This window comes from Enhygromyxa salina (assembly GCF_002994635.1).
GTDB classification, from domain to species: Bacteria; Myxococcota_A; Polyangia; order Nannocystales; family Nannocystaceae; genus Plesiocystis; species Plesiocystis salina_B.
The window spans coordinates 1-18,960 of sequence record NZ_PVNL01000092.1; the positions used below are offsets into that span (position 1 = coordinate 1).

The following is an 18,960-nucleotide window of genomic DNA, read 5'->3' on the forward strand; positions in this document are numbered from 1 at the left end:
GTGATGGAGACGGTGATGGCGACGCCGACCCATGCGACGCGCCGCGAGCTGGCGACGTGTGCTTCAACAGCGGTGGCTTCCTGCAGCTGGGCGCGCCGCCAACGACGGTGCTGATCGACTACATCGACGCCGATCTCGAGCTCGACCTGGTGGTGTCGAGCGTCTCGGCGTCGGGCGTGCGCGTGGTCCTGGGGCTCGGCGGCGGCGAGTTCGTCGGCGATCCCGTGATCAGCGGCGTGGGCCTGGGGGTTCGCGGCGTCGCGGCGGGCGACATCGACATGGACGGCTTCAGCGATCTCGCGTTCGCCAACGTGTTCACGCCAGCGGGCACCGGCGTCAGCTACGGCGACGGAACCGGCAGCTTTGGACCGACCCCCTTCGCAACCACCGGCGCGACCCCGCGCTCGGTCGCGGTCGGGCTGATCGACGCCGACGAGTGGCCCGACGTCGCCGTCGTCGACGAGTCTGGCGACGCCGTCTACGTGCTGCTCAACGACGGCCTGGGGGCGGTGCCCGTGAGCTCGAGCGTGACCGTTGGCGCCGAGCCCTACGACCTCGCCCTCGCCGATCTCGACGCTGACGGCGCCGTGGATCTGGTCACGGCCAACCGCACGGACTCGACCGTGAGCGTGGCCTGGGGGGACGGCGCGGGCGGGTTTGCGCCGGTCCAGGCCGAGGCCGTGGGCGCCGGCCCGCGCGGCCTCGCGGTCGCGGATCTCGACGGTGATCGGCTGCCGGATCTGCTCACCGCCGATCACGACAGCGACACGATTTCGACGCTGCGCAATCTTGGCGACCGCGGCTTCGCGCCCGCGCAGGCGTGGGCGGTGGGGCCGAGCCCCTACGCGGTGCTCGCCGTCGACGTGAGCGGCGACGGCCGGCCTGACCTGATCAGCGCGGACTCGGGCGCCGACACGATCACCATCTACCCCTCGATCGACGGCGGGTTCGGCTCACCGACGCAATTCTTCGTCGGCGACTCGCCCTTTGATCTCGCGGCTGCAGACCTCGACGGCGACGATCGCAGCGATCTGGCGGTGGCCGTGTTTGGCGCAGGGACGCTGGCGGTGATGTTGACCGGCGCAGGTTGAGCCGCGGTCGGCTCTCGCGGTACATTCCGCGCATGCGAGCCCGGTCGATCGCTGGATCCGTACTGCTGTGTTGCCTCACTTGGCCGTTCCTGACCGCCTGCGACGAGGGCAAGCAGGCCAAGCGCGATGACCTCGAGGCCGCGGGCGCGGCGATGCTCGGCGCGGGCAACGACGACAAGAACAAAGAGGCCGACGCCAAGGCCGCCGAGGCGCGGCGCAAGGCGTTCCAGGAGAAGGCCGAGAAAGAGGCCGCCGAGAAGGCCAAGCTCGACGCGATCGCGGCCCGGCTGGTCAAGGCCGGCGAGAAGCCCTCGAAGAACCTCGAGGCCGCCTGCGACTCGCTGATCGTGATCTACGAGGAGTGGATCAAGGTCGTCTACTTCGACGACGACGGCGCGCAGCTCGACTTCTTCGATCACAAGAAGCAAAACCTCGGCGTACAGATGGCCAAGTGCGCCAAGCTGCAGAGCGTCCCCGCGACCGACTGCATGGTCGAGGTCATCGAGGGCGTGATGCCCGAGGACTTCTCGGAGGAAGACGCCAAGCTGCTGCAGGCCCACCCGGACTACATGTTCGACAAGTGCATCGCCCAGTTCGCGCCCGAGAAGCTCGAGTAGCGCTCGTCGTCGCCGGGGTTGCGCGGGCGAGGTCGGTCGCGCACAGTCGCGCCGCATGACGGGTGATCGACAGGCGCTGTCCAACGTCGGGGGTCCGGTCGAGGCCCGCGGCGACATGGCGTTCCGGTTTCCCCTGGTCGAGGCACTGCGGGCCCAGGACGGCGACGAGCGCTCGCAGCTGATCCACGGATTCCACGCCTATCCGGCCCGCATGCACCCCGCGGTCGCGCGGGTGCTGTTGCGGGAGTTCAGCGTCGGGCCGGGGTCCGAGGTGCTCGACCCGTTCTGCGGCAGCGGGACGGTCGCGGTCGAAGCCCTGATCAGCGGCTGGGGGGCGCTGGGTAGCGATCTCGATCCGCTGGCGCTGCGGCTCGCCCGGGTCAAGACGGAGCGGCGCGGGCCCAAGACGCGGACCCGATTCTTGGACCGGCTCGCCGCGATCGGGGCCGCGTCAGCGGCGAGGGTCCGCGACCGCGACGACGTCCAGGCCAAGATCTCGGCGGACGAGCGGCGCTGGTATGACGTCCACGTGCTCAAGGAGCTCGCGGGTCTGCTCGAAGAGATCCGCAAGGTCGACGACGAGCGCGACCGCCTCGCGCTGGAGATGGTGTTCTCCGCGATCGTCGTGAAGTTCTCGCGGCAGCGATCCGAGACCGCGGCCCGAACCGCTGACAAGCGCCTGCGCAAGGGCCTGGTCACCGAGTTCTTCGTCCGCAAGGGTGAGGAGCTGGCCGCCGCGTGGGCCGAGCTGTCCGCCGCGATCCCTCGTCCGCACCACCTCCCGCGGTTCCTGCTGTCGGACGCTCGCTCGCTGCCGCATACCCTGGCCGGCGAGTACCGCTGCGACCTGGTCCTGACCTCGCCCCCGTACGGCGGGACCTACGACTACTTGCACCACCACGCGCGCCGCCACGCGTGGCTGGGGATCAACCCCAAGAAGCTGCGAGAGAAAGAGATCGGCGCGCGCCGCTACCTCTCGCGCGGCAAGGACAGCGGCGACTCACGCACACGTTGGGACGACGAAATGAATGCGGTGCTGGGATCGATCGCGGAGCTATTGCGACCCGACGCCGTGGCCGTGCTGTTGGTGGGCGACGCCGAGCTCGGCGGCCAGCGGGTCGCCGCGGACCAGCAACTCGAGCGACTCGCGCCCGGGTCGGAGCTCGAGTTCGTGGCGGCTGCGTCGCAACCGCGACCCGATTGGCGCGGGGGCCCGCCTCGCCGCGAGCACCTGGTGGCGCTGCGACGGGCGGGGGTCGCTGGTTCGCGCGGCTGATCCCCGCGGCTGCTCCCCGACTCGGCGACTGATCTCCCGCGCCGTTCCTCGAGCGGTCCAGCCGCAGGGTCCTCGAAGCAGGGCAGCCCTTCGCAGGTTCGATGCGGACGGCTCGTGCGGCGCGGTGCGTTTTGCCCCAAACATGATCACCCGCAAATGCGCGCTGCGGTCGCCAATTCGGTCGCGCGATGTGATAGCTCAGAGGAAGTCCCGGAGGCCCGTTGGACAGCGAAGAACTCAGGTGGACCGAGCCGAACGAGAAAGAGCCCGACAGTGGCACGCTCGTTGGCGGCCAAATTTCACCGGGCGAGGCTGACTTCGAACCCGGGGCCAAGCTCGGTCGCTACGTGGTCCTGGCCCACATGGGCGCCGGTGGGATGGGAGTCGTCTATGGCGCCTACGATCCGCACCTCGATCGGCGCATCGCGCTCAAGCTGATGCACCAGCGCGGCGACGATCCGGCCCAGGCCGAGCGAGCGTCGCAGCGGATGTTGGCCGAGGCCAAGGCCATGGCCCAGCTCAACCACCCCAACGTCATCAGCGTGCACGACGTCGGCACGATCGATGGCCGCGTGTTCATTGCGATGGAGTTCGTCGAGGGCGTGCCGCTGTCCAAGTGGATGCGCGAGCCAGGGCGGACGTGGCAGGAGCTGCTGGGGGCCTTCACCAAGGCGGGCCGGGGCCTCGAGGCCGCCCACGCTGCCGGCTTGGTCCACCGCGACTTCAAGCCCGACAACGTGCTGGTTGGCGCGGACGGTCGCGTGCGGGTGCTGGACTTCGGGCTCGCCCGGCGGATCGACGGGAGCCGTGATCCGAGCGAGCGGCGCGAGCGCGAGGCGGGCACGCCTGCGTACATGTCCCCCGAGCAGCACCTGGGCAAGCCCCTGGATCACCGCGCCGATCAGTTCTCGTTTTGTGTGGCGCTCTACGAAGCGCTGTACGGCGAGATGCCGTTCGCCGCCAAGACCCGGCTGGAGCTGGCACTCGCTGTCACTGATGGTCGGGTCGGGCCGGCGCCCAAGCGCGCCTCGGTGCCCAACTGGCTGCGCTGGGCGCTGCTGCGCGGGCTCGATCCCGATCCCGACGGACGCTGGGAAAACATGGCGCAGCTGCTCGCCGAGCTCGGTCGGGATCCCAGCCACAGGCTCCGCACGATCGTGCAGTGGTCGGTGGCGTCGGTGGCTCTGGTCGCGCTCATGGTCACCGGGGTGATGATCGCCAACGGCCAGCGGATCGAGCCCGCCGACCCCGCCTCACGCTGCACCAGCGGCGCCGACGAGATCGCCAAGGTCTGGAACGACGAGCGGGTCGACGCCGTGCGGGCGGCGTTCGCCAAGGTCGACGCGCCGTGGGCCCGCGAGCTCGGACCCGAGGTCGAGGCCAAGCTCGGCGCGTGGGCCCACGACTGGGCGGCGATGCATCGCGAGTCGTGCGAGGCGACCGACAACGGCTCGCAGTCGGCGTGGATGCTCGACCGCCGGGTCCTGTGCCTGAACCGCAAGCGGGCCGAGTTCGACGAGCTGGTCGAGGTCATCAGCACCAAGGCCGAGACCCTGGCCCGGGCCCGCGAGGCCGTGATCGAGCTGCCGCCGCTGAGCAGCTGCGAGGCGGCCGCGATCGAGCTGGATGGGGCGGGCCTCGAGGCAGGACTCGAGGGCGCAGCGCCCAGCGCCAACGTCGAGCAGCAGGTCGTCCTGCAGCTGCTCGATCGGGATCTGTATCGCGCGCACAGCCTCGAGATGACCGGCGGGTTCGAGGAGGCGCTGCGTCTGGCTATGGGTTGCGTCGAAAAGGCGCGTGAGCTCGAAGATCAGACCCGCTTGGCCACCGCGCTGCTGACCCAGGCCCAGATCGTGATGGCGACGGGTGGCCACGACGCAGTGACGCCGCTGCTCGAAGAGGCCGAATTCGCAGCCGAGCGGGCTGGGGCCGATCGTCTGCGCGGCAGCATCCTGATCGCGCTGGCCCGGGTCGACGCCAAGGCGCGCGACGGTCGAGCCGCGAGCCGTCACGTGCGAGAGGCCCGGGCCGTGCTCGACCGGGTGCAGGCCAGCGCGACCGAGTACGCCGAGCTCGACGGTGTCGCGGCGCTGGCCTCGGTCGCCCACGGTCAGCCCGAGCAAGCCGAGCAGCAGGTTCGCGCCGCGATCGCCAGCATCTCCGGGATCACCGACGCCGGCTCGCTGCCGCCGATCGAGCTCGCCCAGCTCCACGCCACGCTCGGCGCGATCTTGCGGGACCTCGGCCGCTACTCGGAGGCCCGGTCCGCGCTCGAGCAGGCCCAGCAGCTGTGGATCGGGCGCTACGGCGAGCAGCACCCCAAGGTCGCGGCGGTCCGCGTCGAGCTGGCGACCCTCGACGATCGTCAGGGGCGCCACGCCGACGCGGTCGCCGGCTACGAGGCGGCGCTGGCCGTGCTCGAGCAGGTGTTCGGCAGCAATTCACTCGACGTCGGTTACGCGAGCGCGGCATTGGCCGTGAGCCTCGGTGAGCTCGGGCGCTACGACGAGTCGCTGCGCCAACACCAGCGCGCGCGGGCGATCTTTCGCGCCCACGGTGACCCAGCGATGGTCAGCCTGGCCAAGACGCTCGACGCCGAGGGGGTGGTTCAGCTGCGCCGCGAGCAGTTCGAAGAGGCCCTCAAGCTGCACCAGCAGGCCCTCAAGATCCTCGAGCGCGCGCGCGGGGGTCGAGGCTTCGATCTCGCTGACCTCGCGCCGACGCAGGTCCACCTCGCCGAGGCCCTGCTCGCGCTCGAGCGGCCCGAGGACGCCCGGCCGCAGCTCGACGGCGCGCTCGAGTTGATGCTCTCGCTGCAGGCGACTCCCAGCATCGAGCGGGAGCGCGAGCAGCTCGCTGCGGTCCGGCTGCTGGCCGCCAGGGCGTGGGCGAGCGGGACCGCGGCCAACCTCGAGCGCGCGCGCGAGCTGGCCGACGCCGCGCGAGCGGACTTCGTCGCGCTGCAGCGCGCCGACTCGGTCGCCGAGATCGACACCTGGCTGGGCTCGTTATGATGACCCCACATAGACCTTCGAGCCCGTCGACGTCCGCGTCGCGGCGGGGAGGTTGGTGTGCAGCCAGGGCAGACCGCGCTCGATCAGCGCGAAGCTGCAACGGTTGCAGCGACAAGGGGTCTCCGGCGTGCGCAAGCGGGCGAGGTCCTGAACGAACTCATTCGTCCTCTAGACTCTCGAGCAGGACCACCAGCACGCGCTCCACCAATTGCAACTCCGCGTGGGAGCGCCCGACGATCAAGCCGTGAATACGAGCAACCTCCTCGGGGACGCCGTCGAGCTCTAAAGCGTTGAACATCGCCGCGACCGAGAGCTCCAGACCCGTACAGTCCTTGCGGAGCGTCCGCAATGACGCTCGATCAGCAGGACCTCCCGCGGGCGTGGGAGCCGAGGTTGGAGATGATCGTCCAGTTCGGTCGGGGGCTCGCGGCGATCCACGCCGCCGGGATCCTGCACCGCGACCTCAACCCCAACAACATCATCTTTGGTAGCGATGGCCGACCGCGTATCGCCGATCTCGGGCCCGCACCTCCCCGAACTCGCAGTAGAAGGGCTCACCCGTGGCACCCGAACCACCCCGAGCAGGCGAACAGCTGCGACCCTCACAGCACACGGTGTCGTCGTAGATCGGCGCACCGTCGCGGTGGGGCTCGCAGAGGATCGGCTTGCCCGTGTCCGTGTAGACGAGGTCACACAGATCAGGGGCCCCCCGCTGGTGGCAGTGAGCGTCGCGAAGAACGTGAGTAGTACCTGTAGCTTGATGGACATGATGCTTTCCTTCCGCCAGCTGTTGACTGGCAACGAAAGCGTCGCACCGCCGACGCGCGCGGCTCGACCGCTGGGTTTTCTGCCGTCCGGCCGGTCGGCACGATGAGCAATGCTGCCCCGCGCAACGCCGTTGCAACCCAAACGGCTCGCTGTCCTGCGCGGGTCGATGACTCGTCTGGCGCCGCGGGTTGCGAGCGCGTCGCTGCCGCGAGACGATGGCGGCGACAGCATGAGTGACCTCGACTACTACGCGATCCTCGGAGTAGGCCCGGAGGCGGAGCGCGACGAGATCGAGGACGCCTACCAGCGAGAACTGCGGCGGGCCGAACCAGGCCGAGTTCGGGTGCTCGAGAAGGCCCGCGCGGTGCTGGTCGATCCCGCCGCCCGGGCGGAATACGACGCTCGCACTGTCGGGTCGGCGTTGATCGAAGAGACCGTGACCGCGATCTTGGAAGCCCATCTCTACCCCGGGCGGAAGCGCGCCGCTCCCTTCGGGCGCAGCGAAAGTTGATCGTCGCAACCTCGAGTTAGCGCCGCGGGAGTCGGGGCAGCGCTCGCACACCCTGACTCGCGGGCGGCAAGCGTTTCATTCTGGGCCCACGCGGGGTACGAAGCCGCGTGCGTGTCCGTCGACGGTGATTCCGTCACGGTTTCTTCGTTGTGATTTCTCATGGTCGATCTTCGCGAAGGGTGATCATTTTGCTCGCCCCAGCGATAGACCCTGATAGCGTTGGCTTCCGTAACGTCGTCTCCCGTCGGTGAACCGGCCGACCGGCCGCCTCACCAAAAGCCACATTAGCGGCCCGAATCACAATCATGTCCAATTACACCGTTTCCGGCCGGGTGGCCGACGACGACGGTGCGCCCGTCGTCAATGCCACCATTACGATTCACGAGGTCACCAGTCTCACTGGCGATTCGCCGCAAAAGGGCCCGTCGGCCAGCACCGATACCAACGGCATCTACACAATCTCGTGGGCCGAGACGGCCGCGCCCACACGGCTTTGGGACGTATTCGTTCGCGCCCAATTCGGGGCGGATATTGTCGAGTCCGGGCTGATCAGTGACCTCGAGGCGACCACGATCGTGGATCTCGTGCTCAACACGGACATGTACCAGGCCCGCACCGAGTGGGGCCAGCTCGAGTCCAAGGTCGCGCCGCTGCTGGGCAACACCGAAGCCAAGGATGTCCCGGTGGATCGGCTCGAGTGGCTCGCGCGGCGGGCCGACGTGCCCTCCACACACCTCGCGGCCTATGTGCAGCCGCACCGGCTCGCGGACGATCGCATGATCAAGCCGCAGAGCTTCTATGCGTTCTTGCGCGCGGGCCTGCCGGCTGATCTGCTCGGTCTGCTCCGGGCTGGCGAGCGCGCGTGGACGAGCGCCATGCGTGGCGCGTGGGCCGAGCGGCGGCTTCCTCTGCCCGCCGATGGCTCCGCAACGGCACAGGAGGCTGAGCTTGCTGAAACGCTCGCGGCGATGCGTGAGCTCGTGATCGACGCTGAGCTCGTTCGGCTGGTCGCAGGCGTCAGTCAGCGGGCGCTGCTCGACACCGCAGGCTTGTCGGAGTCACACCAGCGAACCTTTGCGCAGCTCTGGCTCACACACGACGGCCCGATCGACGAATTTTGGACGGTCGCCGCGACATCGAGCCTCGCCTCTGAGGTTCCGCAGCTGAAGTTCACGGTCCAAGCCGGGACCTTGGTCGGCGCCCACCTGCCGACCCTCGCCGCACTTCAGGCGGAGCGCAACGACGCCACGATCACCGAGCTCGCCGACACGGCTGCGTGGAGCATCGCTCAGTGGGACGCGATGCTCGTCAACCGCCGCGTCACACCGCCCGATGACATCCCGGGCGCGGACGCGGAGACGGTCCGGCAGACCTACGCGCGCACCTTGTTCAACGTGCTGGAGAGCGCGTATCCGTCCGCGTCACTTCGCGCCGCGCTCACGCGTGACCAACCACCGCAGGCCGAGTGGGTCGCCACCTTCTTCAGCAACAATCCTGCGTTCGACATCGTCGACAGCACGATCGGCCACTACCTCCACGGCGCGACGTCACCATGGGCCGGCATCGCCCCCGCGGATCAGCCCCAGGCCCGCGCCAACCTCGAGCGGGTTCAGCGGGTCTACCGATTGAGCCCGCCGATCGGCCGCTACGCGACCGCCAAGGCGCTGCTCGAGCAGGGGATCACCTCGGCCACGCAGATCGTCGCCAGCACCCGCAGCGAGTTCGCGTCACGGTTTGGCGCGTTGCTCCCGAGCGACGACCACGGCCGCGGGGCTGGATCTACGGTCCGTGCTGGGGCACCTCGACTCGGGCCTGCCGCCCTATCGCTTTCGCTCCGTCCACGCGCGTGCGTCCGCGTTCGCTGGCTCCCTGCGGGCGCTTGGAGCCAGCTTGTTGTCGGCGATCGAGAAGCGCGACGCCGAGCAGCTCAGCCGGATCCGCTCGAGTCAGGAGCTCGAGATGCTCGCGCGGATCCGCGAGGTGCGGGTCAAGCAGCGCGACGAGGCCGCCAGCGCGATCGTGTCGCTCGGGGCGGCGCAGGCGGCAGCCGTCCAACGCAACACCCACTATTTCCAGCTGTTCCAAACCAACCTGACCGCGGAGGAGCAACAGCAATTCGACGCTGGAGCGAAGGCGCACGAGCAGCGGTCTGCCGCACAGGGCCTACAGCTCGCCGCCTCGATCTCGAGCGCGCTCCCACAGATCAATGTGTTCCCGCCCAGCGTCTCATTTGGTGGTCTGCAGCTCGCCAACGTCATGAACATGATCTCGTCCGGGTTCAGCTACGCGGCCGCCGAGCAAGACTACAAAGCCGGTCGGGCTGGCCTCAACAGCAGCTTCTACCGGCGGGCACAGGACTGGGATCTACAATGCAGGCAGGCCGAGTTCGAGGCGGAGCGGCTCGCGCAGGACATTGTGGCGGCGACGATCCGGCTCGAGATCGCCGAGCGCGAGCTCGACAACCACGCAAAACAAGTCGAGCACGCCCAGGCGGTCGACGCGTACATGCGCACGAAATTCAGTAATCGTGAGCTCTACGATTGGATGAGCAGTCAGCTGGCGACGCTGTACTTCCAGACCAATCAGCTCGCGTTCGACCTGGCCAAGCGGGCCGAGCGGGCGTACCGGCATGAGCTTGCGATCGATCCGGCCGAGCCGCCGATCATCAAATTCGGGTACTGGGATAGCCTGCACAAGGGTCTGCTCGCCGGCGAGCGGCTCGGGCATGACCTCGAGCGGCTCGATCTTGCGTACATGGATCGGGACGTCCGCGAGCTCGAGCTGCGCAAGAGCGTGTCGCTGGCGGAGGTCGACGCGGAGCAGCTGCGATCGCTCCGCGAGACGGGGCGCTGCGACTTTGGGATCCCGGAGGTGCTGTTTGACCTCGACCACCCTGGGCACTACATGCGACGGATCCGAGCCGTGAGGCTGACGATCCCCGCCGTCAGCTTCATGTCGATCATTTTTTGGTAGGTCTGTTCGTCGAGCATGGTCTTGTTCTTGGGGTTCGGGTTGGGGTTCGGGTTGGGGTTCGGGTTGAAGTTGAAGTCGAAGTTGAGGCTCGAGGTTGTCGTCGTCGGGATCTGTCGGCACGTCGGAGCCGGTCGCGTAGTAGTCACCGCCGCGTACGTTGTCGTGGGAGATCGGCTCGGGAGTTTGGACAGGGTCCTCGTCCTCGAGGGCGACGCGGTCGAGTCCGTTGCGCAGGATCGCCAGGACGCTGCGTCGCGTCGGCGCGTTGATCTTCAGCGCCCGCGCGCACGCGGCCTCGACCCTCTCGGTCGAGTAGGTCTTGACGTCGCGGATCAGCGCCAGGCACGAGCGGTAGCCCTGCTCGGGGTGCGGCTTGTCGGCGATGATCCGCTCGACGACCTTGCCCGTGTTGACGCCGAGCTCGGAGGCCCAGGCGATCACTCGCTGAGGTGGCCACGCGCCGTACTCACGATGCGACTTGGGACGATGGGCCTCATCGGTGACAAGGTGCCCTTGCGGCCATAGGAGCGCTTGTGGCTGGCGATGCGTCGACCGTCGAGCAGCAGCTCCACGCTGTTGACGGTCGCGCGGACCCAGACCTTTGTGCCGATCAAGTGGTGCGGCGCGCTGTAGTAGCGGTGATCGAATTCGACGTGGTGGTCGATGTGGACCTTGGCCGTCTTCCAGTTCGATGGCTCGAAGCGACGCGGGGGCAGCGGTCGTAGGGCCGGCTTGTCGAGCTCTTCGTAGGCGCTGCGTCGGCAGCCCTCGAGCTTCTGAAACGGCTTGTCGTTCAGAGCCTCGAGCAGCTTGTCGATCGCGACGTTGAGGTCGTCGAGGGAGAAAAAGGTGATGTTGCGAAGCCGCGCCAGGATCCAGCTCTGGGCGATCTTCACCCCGGTCTCGACCTTGGCCTTGTCCTTCGGCTTGCGGGCTCGGGTGGGGATCACCGCCGTCGAGTAGTGCTCGGCAAACTCGGCGAAGCCCGGGTTGATCTCGGGGTCGATTCGGTCGGGCCCACTGACCGCGCTGCGCAGCCGATCGGGGACGGTGATCGCGGGAACGCCGTCGAAGTACTCGAACGCGCGGGCCGTCGAGGCGATGAACACGTCGCGCTGTTGGGTCAGCGTCGCCTCGGCGTAGGTGTAGTTGCTCGCGCCGAGCACGGCGACGTAGAGCTCGACCTCAATCACCTCGCCGGTCTCGCGGTCGGCGATCGTCGGCTTCATGCCGGAGTAGTCGACGAAGACCTTCTCGCCAGCGCGATGTTCTTGGTGCATCGACGCGTCGACTTGCCCGCGGAATTTTCCATGACGCTCGCAGAACTGAGCGTACTGATAGGGGCGCCGCTTCTGGGGGTCGTGCACCGAGGCCTCGCGGTACTCGAGTTCGTGCTCGAGACGGAGGACTTCTCGGATTCGTCGCATGGGGTGACGTCGCATCCGCCGACGATGCCGTCGGCGCTGTGCCAGTCACGCGATCGGTGCCCAAGTGGCCCGGAATCTCTGCCCAGGTGCTCCGGAATCCTTGCCCAGGTGGGCCAGAATCTCTGCCCAGGTGGGGGCGTTTGTTTGCATCCGCATGTGTGGCCTCCCTTTGAGGGGGCTCCAAAGCGCCTCTTTGCGTGGCCTTGGGGTGCTCGGGGGGCGGACATACCTAGTTATCGAGTCGTGCGATCGGGCTATTTGCGTTCCGCATTCATTCCAACCACCCATGCAAGAACCAGCGTCGCCGGGGGCGATCGTAGAACACCCAGAGCACGGCGCCGCTGCGGGTCTGTGCAAAGTAGTAGTCGCGCTCGACCTCGCGCACCCACCAACCCCCACTCGCGCGATAGGGTCCATGCAAACGACTGACGGGGCCGAGCTCGGGGTCGATGACCCAGCCGTCAGCTTCGTGACGGGGCCGGGGTGGCAAGCGCTTGGGGCGGTGCAGCAGTCGACGGATCCGTGGTGGAAGCTCGCCCTCGACCTGCATGTTGCGCGGCTCGGGGAAGCGCACGTGGGCGGTGGGGACAAAGCTCAGGCGGGCCTCGGGCAAGTGAGCGGCGCGCAGCTGCGGGTGGGTGATGGCCTCGGGGCCCAGCGCCGCACACAGGCGGGCGATCGCTCGATCGGCGGCTTCGAGATCGCGCCGGGCTTGCGTACGAAATAGCGCGATCTGGCCGGGATCGGTGCGCTGACCCTCGAGCTCGAGGGTGAACTCTTCGACAGCCGCGGGCAGCTCGAGCGCGTCGATCCGCAGGCGCAGCAGCTCGAGCACCTGCATGGTGTCGAGGGTGGGGGCCGCGGGCTCGAGTCGCTGCTCGAGCCCGCCCGCGTGATCGAGGCGCAGGCGCAGGTGCAGACCCGACATCGCCGAGCCGCGATCGGCGAGCTGCGCGAGCAGCCGCTCGAGCACTGGCTTGATGCGAAACAGCAGGCGGGTGACGTCGCCCTCGGGAGGATCGAGCTCGACGCGCTCGATGACTGGATCGACGAGCGCGCGGGCCTGCATCGGCGCCCAGTGACCATCGCTGCCGCGCTCGTGCAGGCGCTCGGCCTCGACGCCAAACCGCACGCGCAGCTCGGGCCCCGGCAGCGCCATGAACTCGCCGAGCGTGCGGACGCCGAGACCCGCGAGGGCGTCGCGCAGCCGGGCCGAGATCCCCAGGCGATCGAGGGGCGCGGCCGCGGCCATTCGGGCTTCGCGACGAGGATCCGTGATGACCCAGGCGCTGGCGCGCGCGGCCTGGCTGCGGGCAATAGCGAGGCAGCGAAACCGGTGAAACCCCACGATGACCGTGGCCGTGAACCCAGCCGCGCTCACGGCCTGGTGCATGGCCATGGCCCACGCGCCGAGCTCACCCCACAGCGGGATCATGCCCGAGGGATCGATCCAGAAGCTGCCAGGCTGCTGAAGATCACCAGGCTCGACGCGCGGCGAAAAATTGAGCAGCACGCCGAACAGATCGGACACCGCGTGCTCGATCCGTTCGGCCGAGATGACCGACGCGCGCAGCTGCGGCGCGAGGCTGCGCGCGGCCGCGAAGCGCATGCCTGGCAGCACCCGCAGGCGTCGCGCGTGCTCGTTGACCCACATCAACTTGGCCTGCGGGCGGTCGGCCTCGACGACCGCGACCGGGTGCTCGCGCCAGCTGGGTTGATCGAGCAACAGCAGCTGCAAGGGCAGGGCAGGGAGCTCGACACAGGCCACGCGCTCGTGCTCGTCTGCGCCCGCGGCCCGGCCCTGAGAGGACATTGGATCGGTATACTGAACGTGTCAGCAGTGTTCAAGGGGGTAGCGCTGGACAGCGTGGGCGCCCGCGTGGGGCCGCCCGCCCGGCGGACGGCAGCCCGCCGCGCTTGCCCGAAAGGACAGTCTTCAGCTCGGGTCAGGATCCTGCCTGGCTGTGGGCGCTCTGCGAACCGGGCGCTGTCTCCCAGCGAAGCAGTTGAGACCGACGGGCGCCCGTGCTTGTGTGACACCCATGCGCTCGACTTGCTTGCTTCAACTCGCCTGGCCGTGTCTCGCCCTGTCGCTGATCGCCTGCGGCAACAACAACGACGGTCGGACCTCGACCGACACCGAGGTCGGCGTGACCCAGGGCACCGGGTCCGAGACCGCCGACTCGGCCAACACGGACGAGACCGCCGACTCGGCGGACGCCAGCGAGACCCTCGGCGACCCCGACCTCCCGCCCGAGTGCGACCCGGTCTGCGACGACAATCAACAGTGCATCGACGGGATGTGCTGTGACGAGGCCGCGATCTGTGCGGGGGTCTGCTGCAGCGGCGATCAGGTCTGCTCGTTCGCCGAGTGCGTGGTCCCAGGTGACGAGTGCGTCGACGCCAGCGAGTGCCCCGAGGACTACTATTGCGAGTACAGCCTCGGTGATCCGGCCGGCGGCATGGACATGTGCCAGGGCACGAGCATCGCCACCGGGAAGTGCTTGCCGAGCCCGCCCGACTGCCCGCCCGGCGAGCGGCCAGATCCCGACGAAGAGCTGACTTGCCTGCCGGTCTGCGAGTTCTTCCCCGAGACCAACTTCGCGCCCGAGCTCAAATTCCACGTGCCAGACCTGCACGTCATGATGTCGCCGATCGTCACCCAGCTCGACGACGACACCTGCGACGGCGTGGTCGACGAGCGCGACATCCCCGAGATCGTGTTCTCCAGCTTCTTCGCGGGCGACTACAACAACAACGGCACGCTCCACGCGGTCTCGATCGTCGACGGCGCCGTGGTCGAGAAGTGGGCGGTCAACCCCCAGGGTCCGCAGCTGCACCCGGGGGTCGAGATCGCGGCTGGCGACATCGGCGGGATGCCGGGCTCGGAGCTGTTCGCGTGCGCGGTCGGGGGTCAGGTCCGCGCGTTCAACCCCGACGGCACCGAGCTGTGGACGTCAGCCTACGCGGGCGGCTGCCTGATGCCCTCGCTCGCCGATCTCGACCACGACGGGCAGGTCGAGATCGTGGTCCGCGGCGGGGTGCTCGACGCGGCGACCGGGGCGACCAAGGCCACGTTTGGGATCACCCAGAACACGGTCCAGGCGATCGACATCGACGGCGACGGCAACCTCGAGATCGCCGGGCCGCAGGCGGTGTACGAGGCCGACGGCACGCTGCTGGCCATGACCGGCCTGACCGGCAACTGGACGGCGGCGGCGGATCTCGACCTCGACTTCAACCCCGAGATCATCGTCGCGCAATTCGCCACGCACACCGTGCACATCTATCACTGGGATCAGCAGACCCAGCAGATCGTGATTGATCGGCAGAACCTCGACATCAACGGGCCGCTGTCGCCCGCGCTGTGTCCCCCCAACAGCGCCGGCAACACGGCCGGCGGCGGACCGCCGACCGTCGCCGACTTCAACGGCGACGGCACCCCCGACGTCGCGATCGCGGGCGGGGTCGGCTACGCGGTGCTCGACGGCACCAAGGTCATGGATCCCATGGTCGCCGACCTCGACGCGTTCTTGTGGATCTCGCAGACCCACGACTGCTCGTCGGCGCAGACTGGCAGCTCGGTGTTCGACTTCGACGGCGACGGCTCGGCCGAGGTCGTCTACAGCGACGAGTGGTACCTGCGGATCTATCGGGGCACCAACGGCGACGTGCTCTGGCAGACCTGCAACACGACCGGGACCTTGCGCGAGCTCCCGGTCGTGGCTGACGTCGACAACGACGGCCACGCCGACATCGTGGTCGTCTCCAACGACTACTCCTCGATCACCTGCGAGGACACCAAGCAGACCGGCGTGCGGGTGTTCGGCGACGAGCTCGGCAAGTGGGTGCGGACCCGCAGGATCTGGAATCAGCACCACTACCACGTGACCAACGTCAACGAGGACGGCAGCATCCCAGCCCAGGAGATGCCCAACTGGCTGACCGAGGGCCTCAACAACTTCCGCCAGAACGTGCAGCCGCTAGGTGAATTTTCTGCGCCCGACCTCGTCGTGGATCTTCAGTCGCTGTGCCAGGGCGGCTACGAGGTGTTCGCTCGGGTCCGCAACATCGGCCAGGCGTCGGTCCCGGCGGGCGTGCTGGTCGGCTTCTACGACGGTGACCCCAGCCTCGGCGGCAACCTGCTGGCGCAGGGGATGACGACCAAGACCCTGTATCCGGCCGAAGCCGAGAACGTGCCGCTCGACAGCAACTTGGTGCCACAGGCGATCCAGGACGGCGATCAGGACCTGTGGGTGGTCGTCGACGACGGCATGCCAGAGCACCCCTGGCATCAGTGCCGGACCGACAACGACGTTCACCACGAAGAAGTGGCCTGTGACATCATCGGCTGAGCTGGGTCTGTTTTCAATCGTGGCACCCTGAGCTGGCACTCGGACCCCCGTTGGCACTCGGGGGTTTCGTCTGCGGCTCGTGAGGTTGGCGAGAGCGGTGTCCGCCCCGCGCGTGCGCAGATGGGGGACACGGGGGGAGCTGCGGCGTAGACTCGCGCTCGATGCGGACGAAACCAGCTCTCGTAGTCATGTCTTTCTCGCTGTTGTTGGCCTGCAACAAGAGCGTCACCGATGACTCGGCCGACACCGAAGTCGAAGCGGAGACCACCGGTGATGGTGACGGCGACGCGCCGCCTGGAGACGGTGACACCGGTGATGGCGACCCAGGTGATGGCGACGGCGGAGAGGACTTTCTACCGTCGGACAACGACCTCCCGTCGATCAACGACTGCGATCCGTTCGCGCAGGACTGCCCCGAGGGCGAGAAGTGTGTGGCCTACGCGAGCAGCGGCGGGACCTGGGACGCCAACAAGTGTGTGTCCGTGACCGGCACGGGCACCTCCGGTGATCAGTGCGTGTACCAAGGTGCGGCGTCGGGCGCCGACGACTGCGACGAGGCCAACGTGTGTTGGAACGCGCTCGACGTCGACGGCATGTTGGTCGGCACCTGCTTCCCATTCTGCACGGGCGGCGTCGACGACCCAGTCTGCGATGAGGCAAACACCAGCTGCCGGGTCGTCAACGACGGCGCGATCGCGGTCTGCCTGCCGAACTGCGACCCGCTCCTGCAAGAGTGCGCCGAGGGGCTCGGCTGCTACTGGAGCGGCGGCAGCCAGACCTTCCAGTGCATCATCACCGCTGGCGGGATCCCAACGGGTGAGCCGTGCGGGTTCAACAACGACTGCAACCCCGGGCACTTCTGCGCCGACGCGGCCGCGCTCGAGACCTGCAACGGCTCCGCGTGCTGTGCCGTGTTCTGTGACCTCACCGAGGAACCCAGCACCTGCGCCGCTCCGCTCGAGTGCGTGAGCTTCTTCGAGGAAGGCCAGGCGCCGCCGCTGTACGAAGATCTTGGCCTGTGCATCCTGCCTGGGTGATCACGACTCCAGCCACGACCGAGAGAATCGACATGACCAAGCCAAAGATCACAGGTTTCCCCCAGAGCACCTTCGTGTGGACCGCCCGCGCGGCGTTCAACATCAAGGGCGTCGACCACGACTTCGAGCCGATCGGGCCGCCGCAGAGCAAGACCCCCGAGTACCTGGCCCGCCACCCGTGGGGCAAGGTCCCCGTGCTCGACCACGGTGACGTCGCGCTCTATGAGACCACCGCGATCTGCAGCTACGTCGACACCGCGTTCGAGGGGACCTCGCTGCAGCCGAGCGAGCCGGCTGAGCTCGCGCGCATGCATCAGGTGGTGAGCATCGCCAACTGCTACCTGTATCCGCCTGCGGTGCTCCGCTACGCGCTGCAGTTCATCTTCCCGTCGGGCCCAGACGGCACGCCCAACCGGGCGGTCATCGACAAGGCGCTGCCCGAGATCGGCAAGACCCTCGGCGTGCTCGAGGCCGAGCTCGGCGACGGCGAGTGGTTCGCGGGCGGTCAGCTGACGATCGCGGATCTGTTCGTCGGCCCGCTGGTGGCGGTGGTCGGGATGTTCCCCGAGGGCAAGCAGCTGCTCGCGGATCAGCCCAAGCTCGGCCGGTTGCTGGGTCGGCTCATGGATCAGCCGGGGTTCCGCGACGCCGCGCCCAAGCCGGGGTAGGGCGGGCGAGGATCGGGGCTGGGCGATCTCGAGTTCGCTAGGGCGGGTCGCTCAGTCCCCGTGGTCGATCGCCGTCGGGCTCGTGGCGGGCGTGTCATAGTCGAGCTTCGCCGCGAGTGAAAATTCGCTGTCGTCCACGTGCAGGTCGAAGATCTCGACCTCGCCGTGGTCGCCAAGCTGGCCGTAAATCGCGGCGCTGTTGGTCACGTAGTAGGTCTCGACCGTGGGCGAGCCCGCGCCGATCTGCAAGCTCCCCGCCACGATCAGGTCGAGCCGCTGCTCGCTGAGGTAGAATTCACCCGTCGACGTGTTCCACACACCGAGCGTCGGTCGCCGGAGCTGCACGTGGATGTCGCGAATGTAGATGTCGTCGAGCAGTTGATGCGAGTACAGCTCCCAGACAGTCGATGTATTGCCAATGCTCAAATTGGCGAGATACATGGGGCACTCGAGATCGCCACAATCGGGGGCGGAGTACTCGAACTGGCCGTCTTCGAGGGCGCCGACCTCCGAGCTGGGCGCGAACGCCGGGTTCTCGAGGGTGATAGCGAGCGACGAGCGGCTGGCGACGGAGGTCGTGGTCAGATGATCGGCGCCGCCCATGCCTGGGCCCCACGCGGTGGTGCTGTCGTCGTCGTAGAGGTTCACGCCGATCGGTATGGCGAGCTCGTTGGCGCAGGTCTCGAAGTCGTCGCACGCCAACGCGAGGGGCTGACCGCTGCTCGGCCAGGTCGGGGAACTGCCTGGTGGGATGACCTTGGTCTCTTCGGGGGATGACGCGAACCTGGACTTGGGGACGACACAGTCGAGGTGCTCGGGATCGTCGATGAGCATGAGCGGATCAGGGACGACTTTGTCTTGGTGGTTTCGGATCTGCCACTCTGCGCCCGGTGACTGCAAGCAGTTGCCCCGGCCGTCACTCGACAGGTTCTGGCAGTGTTCGACGCACATGCTACGAAGCGTCTCAATGTCCTCGGGGTCGTTGGTCCAGCCGTCGAGATCAATGCCTCCCGTCTCGCCCGTCCCGGCCCAATGTTCTGAGCCGAGGCAGAGGCTGAACCTATTGACTTGGCCGTGCAGGTCGTTCTCGTAGTACAGTCCGGCAGAGGCGCCGTTGCACCACACGTAGAAACCATCCGATGGGGGAGGGTTGCACCCCGTCGCTGACATTGTCAGCGCTGCTAGCGCGAGGGTTGTGGCAGTGATGGGCGAAATCTTCATGG

The 18,960-nt window shown here is 68.0% G+C and carries 15 protein-coding genes; 10 read left to right on the forward strand and 5 right to left on the reverse strand.

Annotated elements, in window-relative coordinates:
• The 4 genes from ENSA7_RS22430 to ENSA7_RS22445 all read left to right on the forward strand — a co-directional run.
• Positions 1–1,091, forward strand: a 1,091-nt coding sequence (locus ENSA7_RS22430) for an FG-GAP repeat domain-containing protein (RefSeq protein ID WP_146158006.1), incomplete at its 5' end; no start/stop codon positions are given.
• A 32-nt stretch (positions 1,092–1,123) separates the two neighbouring features.
• The gene (locus ENSA7_RS22435) at positions 1,124–1,708 is read left to right on the forward strand and encodes a hypothetical protein (protein ID WP_106091372.1); all 585 of its coding nucleotides are present in this window, start codon (positions 1,124–1,126) and stop codon (positions 1,706–1,708) included.
• 55 nt (positions 1,709–1,763) lie between these two features.
• Positions 1,764–2,984 (forward strand): TRM11 family SAM-dependent methyltransferase, encoded by a 1,221-nt coding sequence (locus tag ENSA7_RS22440; RefSeq protein WP_106091373.1) that lies wholly within the window; start codon positions 1,764–1,766, stop codon positions 2,982–2,984.
• A 221-nt stretch (positions 2,985–3,205) separates the two neighbouring features.
• The gene (locus ENSA7_RS22445; RefSeq protein WP_106091374.1) at positions 3,206–5,998 is read left to right on the forward strand and encodes a serine/threonine-protein kinase; all 2,793 of its coding nucleotides are present in this window, start codon (positions 3,206–3,208) and stop codon (positions 5,996–5,998) included.
• A 157-nt stretch (positions 5,999–6,155) separates the two neighbouring features.
• Here the strand turns inward: ENSA7_RS22445 and ENSA7_RS22450 are convergent, their stop codons facing one another.
• On the reverse strand, positions 6,156–6,347 hold the full coding sequence (locus ENSA7_RS22450; RefSeq protein WP_106091375.1) for a hypothetical protein: 192 nt from the start codon (positions 6,345–6,347) through the stop codon (positions 6,156–6,158).
• A 50-nt stretch (positions 6,348–6,397) separates the two neighbouring features.
• On the opposite strand from ENSA7_RS22450, the gene ENSA7_RS22455 reads away from it, so the two are divergent.
• The 3 genes from ENSA7_RS22455 (at position 6,398) to ENSA7_RS22470 (ending at position 10,250) form a co-directional block, all read left to right on the forward strand.
• Positions 6,398–6,745 (forward strand): protein kinase domain-containing protein, encoded by a 348-nt coding sequence (locus tag ENSA7_RS22455; protein ID WP_244923880.1) that lies wholly within the window; start codon positions 6,398–6,400, stop codon positions 6,743–6,745.
• Positions 6,746–6,932: 187 nt separating this feature from the next.
• On the forward strand, positions 6,933–7,277 hold the full coding sequence (locus ENSA7_RS22460; protein ID WP_106091377.1) for a DnaJ domain-containing protein: 345 nt from the start codon (positions 6,933–6,935) through the stop codon (positions 7,275–7,277).
• 1,788 nt (positions 7,278–9,065) lie between these two features.
• Positions 9,066–10,250 (forward strand): Tc toxin subunit A-related protein, encoded by a 1,185-nt coding sequence (locus ENSA7_RS22470; RefSeq protein WP_106091379.1) that lies wholly within the window; start codon positions 9,066–9,068, stop codon positions 10,248–10,250.
• Here the strand turns inward: ENSA7_RS22470 and ENSA7_RS42445 are convergent.
• From ENSA7_RS42445 to ENSA7_RS22485, 3 genes are all read right to left on the reverse strand, one after another.
• Positions 10,178–10,396 carry a hypothetical protein gene (locus tag ENSA7_RS42445; RefSeq protein WP_146158007.1) on the reverse strand — a complete coding sequence of 73 codons (219 nt, stop codon included), beginning with the start codon at positions 10,394–10,396 and terminating at the stop codon, positions 10,178–10,180. The genes ENSA7_RS22470 and ENSA7_RS42445 overlap by 73 nt on opposite strands.
• A gap of 291 nt (positions 10,397–10,687) precedes the next feature.
• Positions 10,688–11,692: an IS21 family transposase gene (gene istA, locus ENSA7_RS22480; protein WP_106091381.1), complete on the reverse strand. Its 1,005-nt coding sequence runs from the start codon at positions 11,690–11,692 to the stop codon at positions 10,688–10,690.
• A gap of 256 nt (positions 11,693–11,948) precedes the next feature.
• Complete coding sequence (locus tag ENSA7_RS22485) at positions 11,949–13,490, reverse strand: Y-family DNA polymerase (protein ID WP_106091382.1); 1,542 nt, start codon at positions 13,488–13,490, stop codon at positions 11,949–11,951.
• 229 nt (positions 13,491–13,719) lie between these two features.
• Between ENSA7_RS22485 and ENSA7_RS22490 the strand changes: the two genes are divergently transcribed.
• The 3 genes from ENSA7_RS22490 (at position 13,720) to ENSA7_RS22500 (ending at position 17,737) form a co-directional block, all read left to right on the forward strand.
• Positions 13,720–16,032 carry an FG-GAP repeat domain-containing protein gene (locus ENSA7_RS22490; protein ID WP_106091383.1) on the forward strand — a complete coding sequence of 771 codons (2,313 nt, stop codon included), beginning with the start codon at positions 13,720–13,722 and terminating at the stop codon, positions 16,030–16,032.
• A 161-nt stretch (positions 16,033–16,193) separates the two neighbouring features.
• Positions 16,194–17,069: a Cys-rich lipoprotein gene (locus tag ENSA7_RS22495; RefSeq protein WP_504823001.1), complete on the forward strand. Its 876-nt coding sequence runs from the start codon at positions 16,194–16,196 to the stop codon at positions 17,067–17,069.
• Between the two features lie 32 nt (positions 17,070–17,101).
• Complete coding sequence (locus ENSA7_RS22500; protein ID WP_106091384.1) at positions 17,102–17,737, forward strand: glutathione S-transferase family protein; 636 nt, start codon at positions 17,102–17,104, stop codon at positions 17,735–17,737.
• A 51-nt stretch (positions 17,738–17,788) separates the two neighbouring features.
• Here the strand turns inward: ENSA7_RS22500 and ENSA7_RS22505 are convergent, their stop codons facing one another.
• Positions 17,789–18,688, reverse strand: a complete 900-nt coding sequence (locus ENSA7_RS22505) for a hypothetical protein (RefSeq protein ID WP_146158008.1) — start codon at positions 18,686–18,688, stop codon at positions 17,789–17,791.
• Positions 18,689–18,960 lie beyond the last annotated feature (272 nt).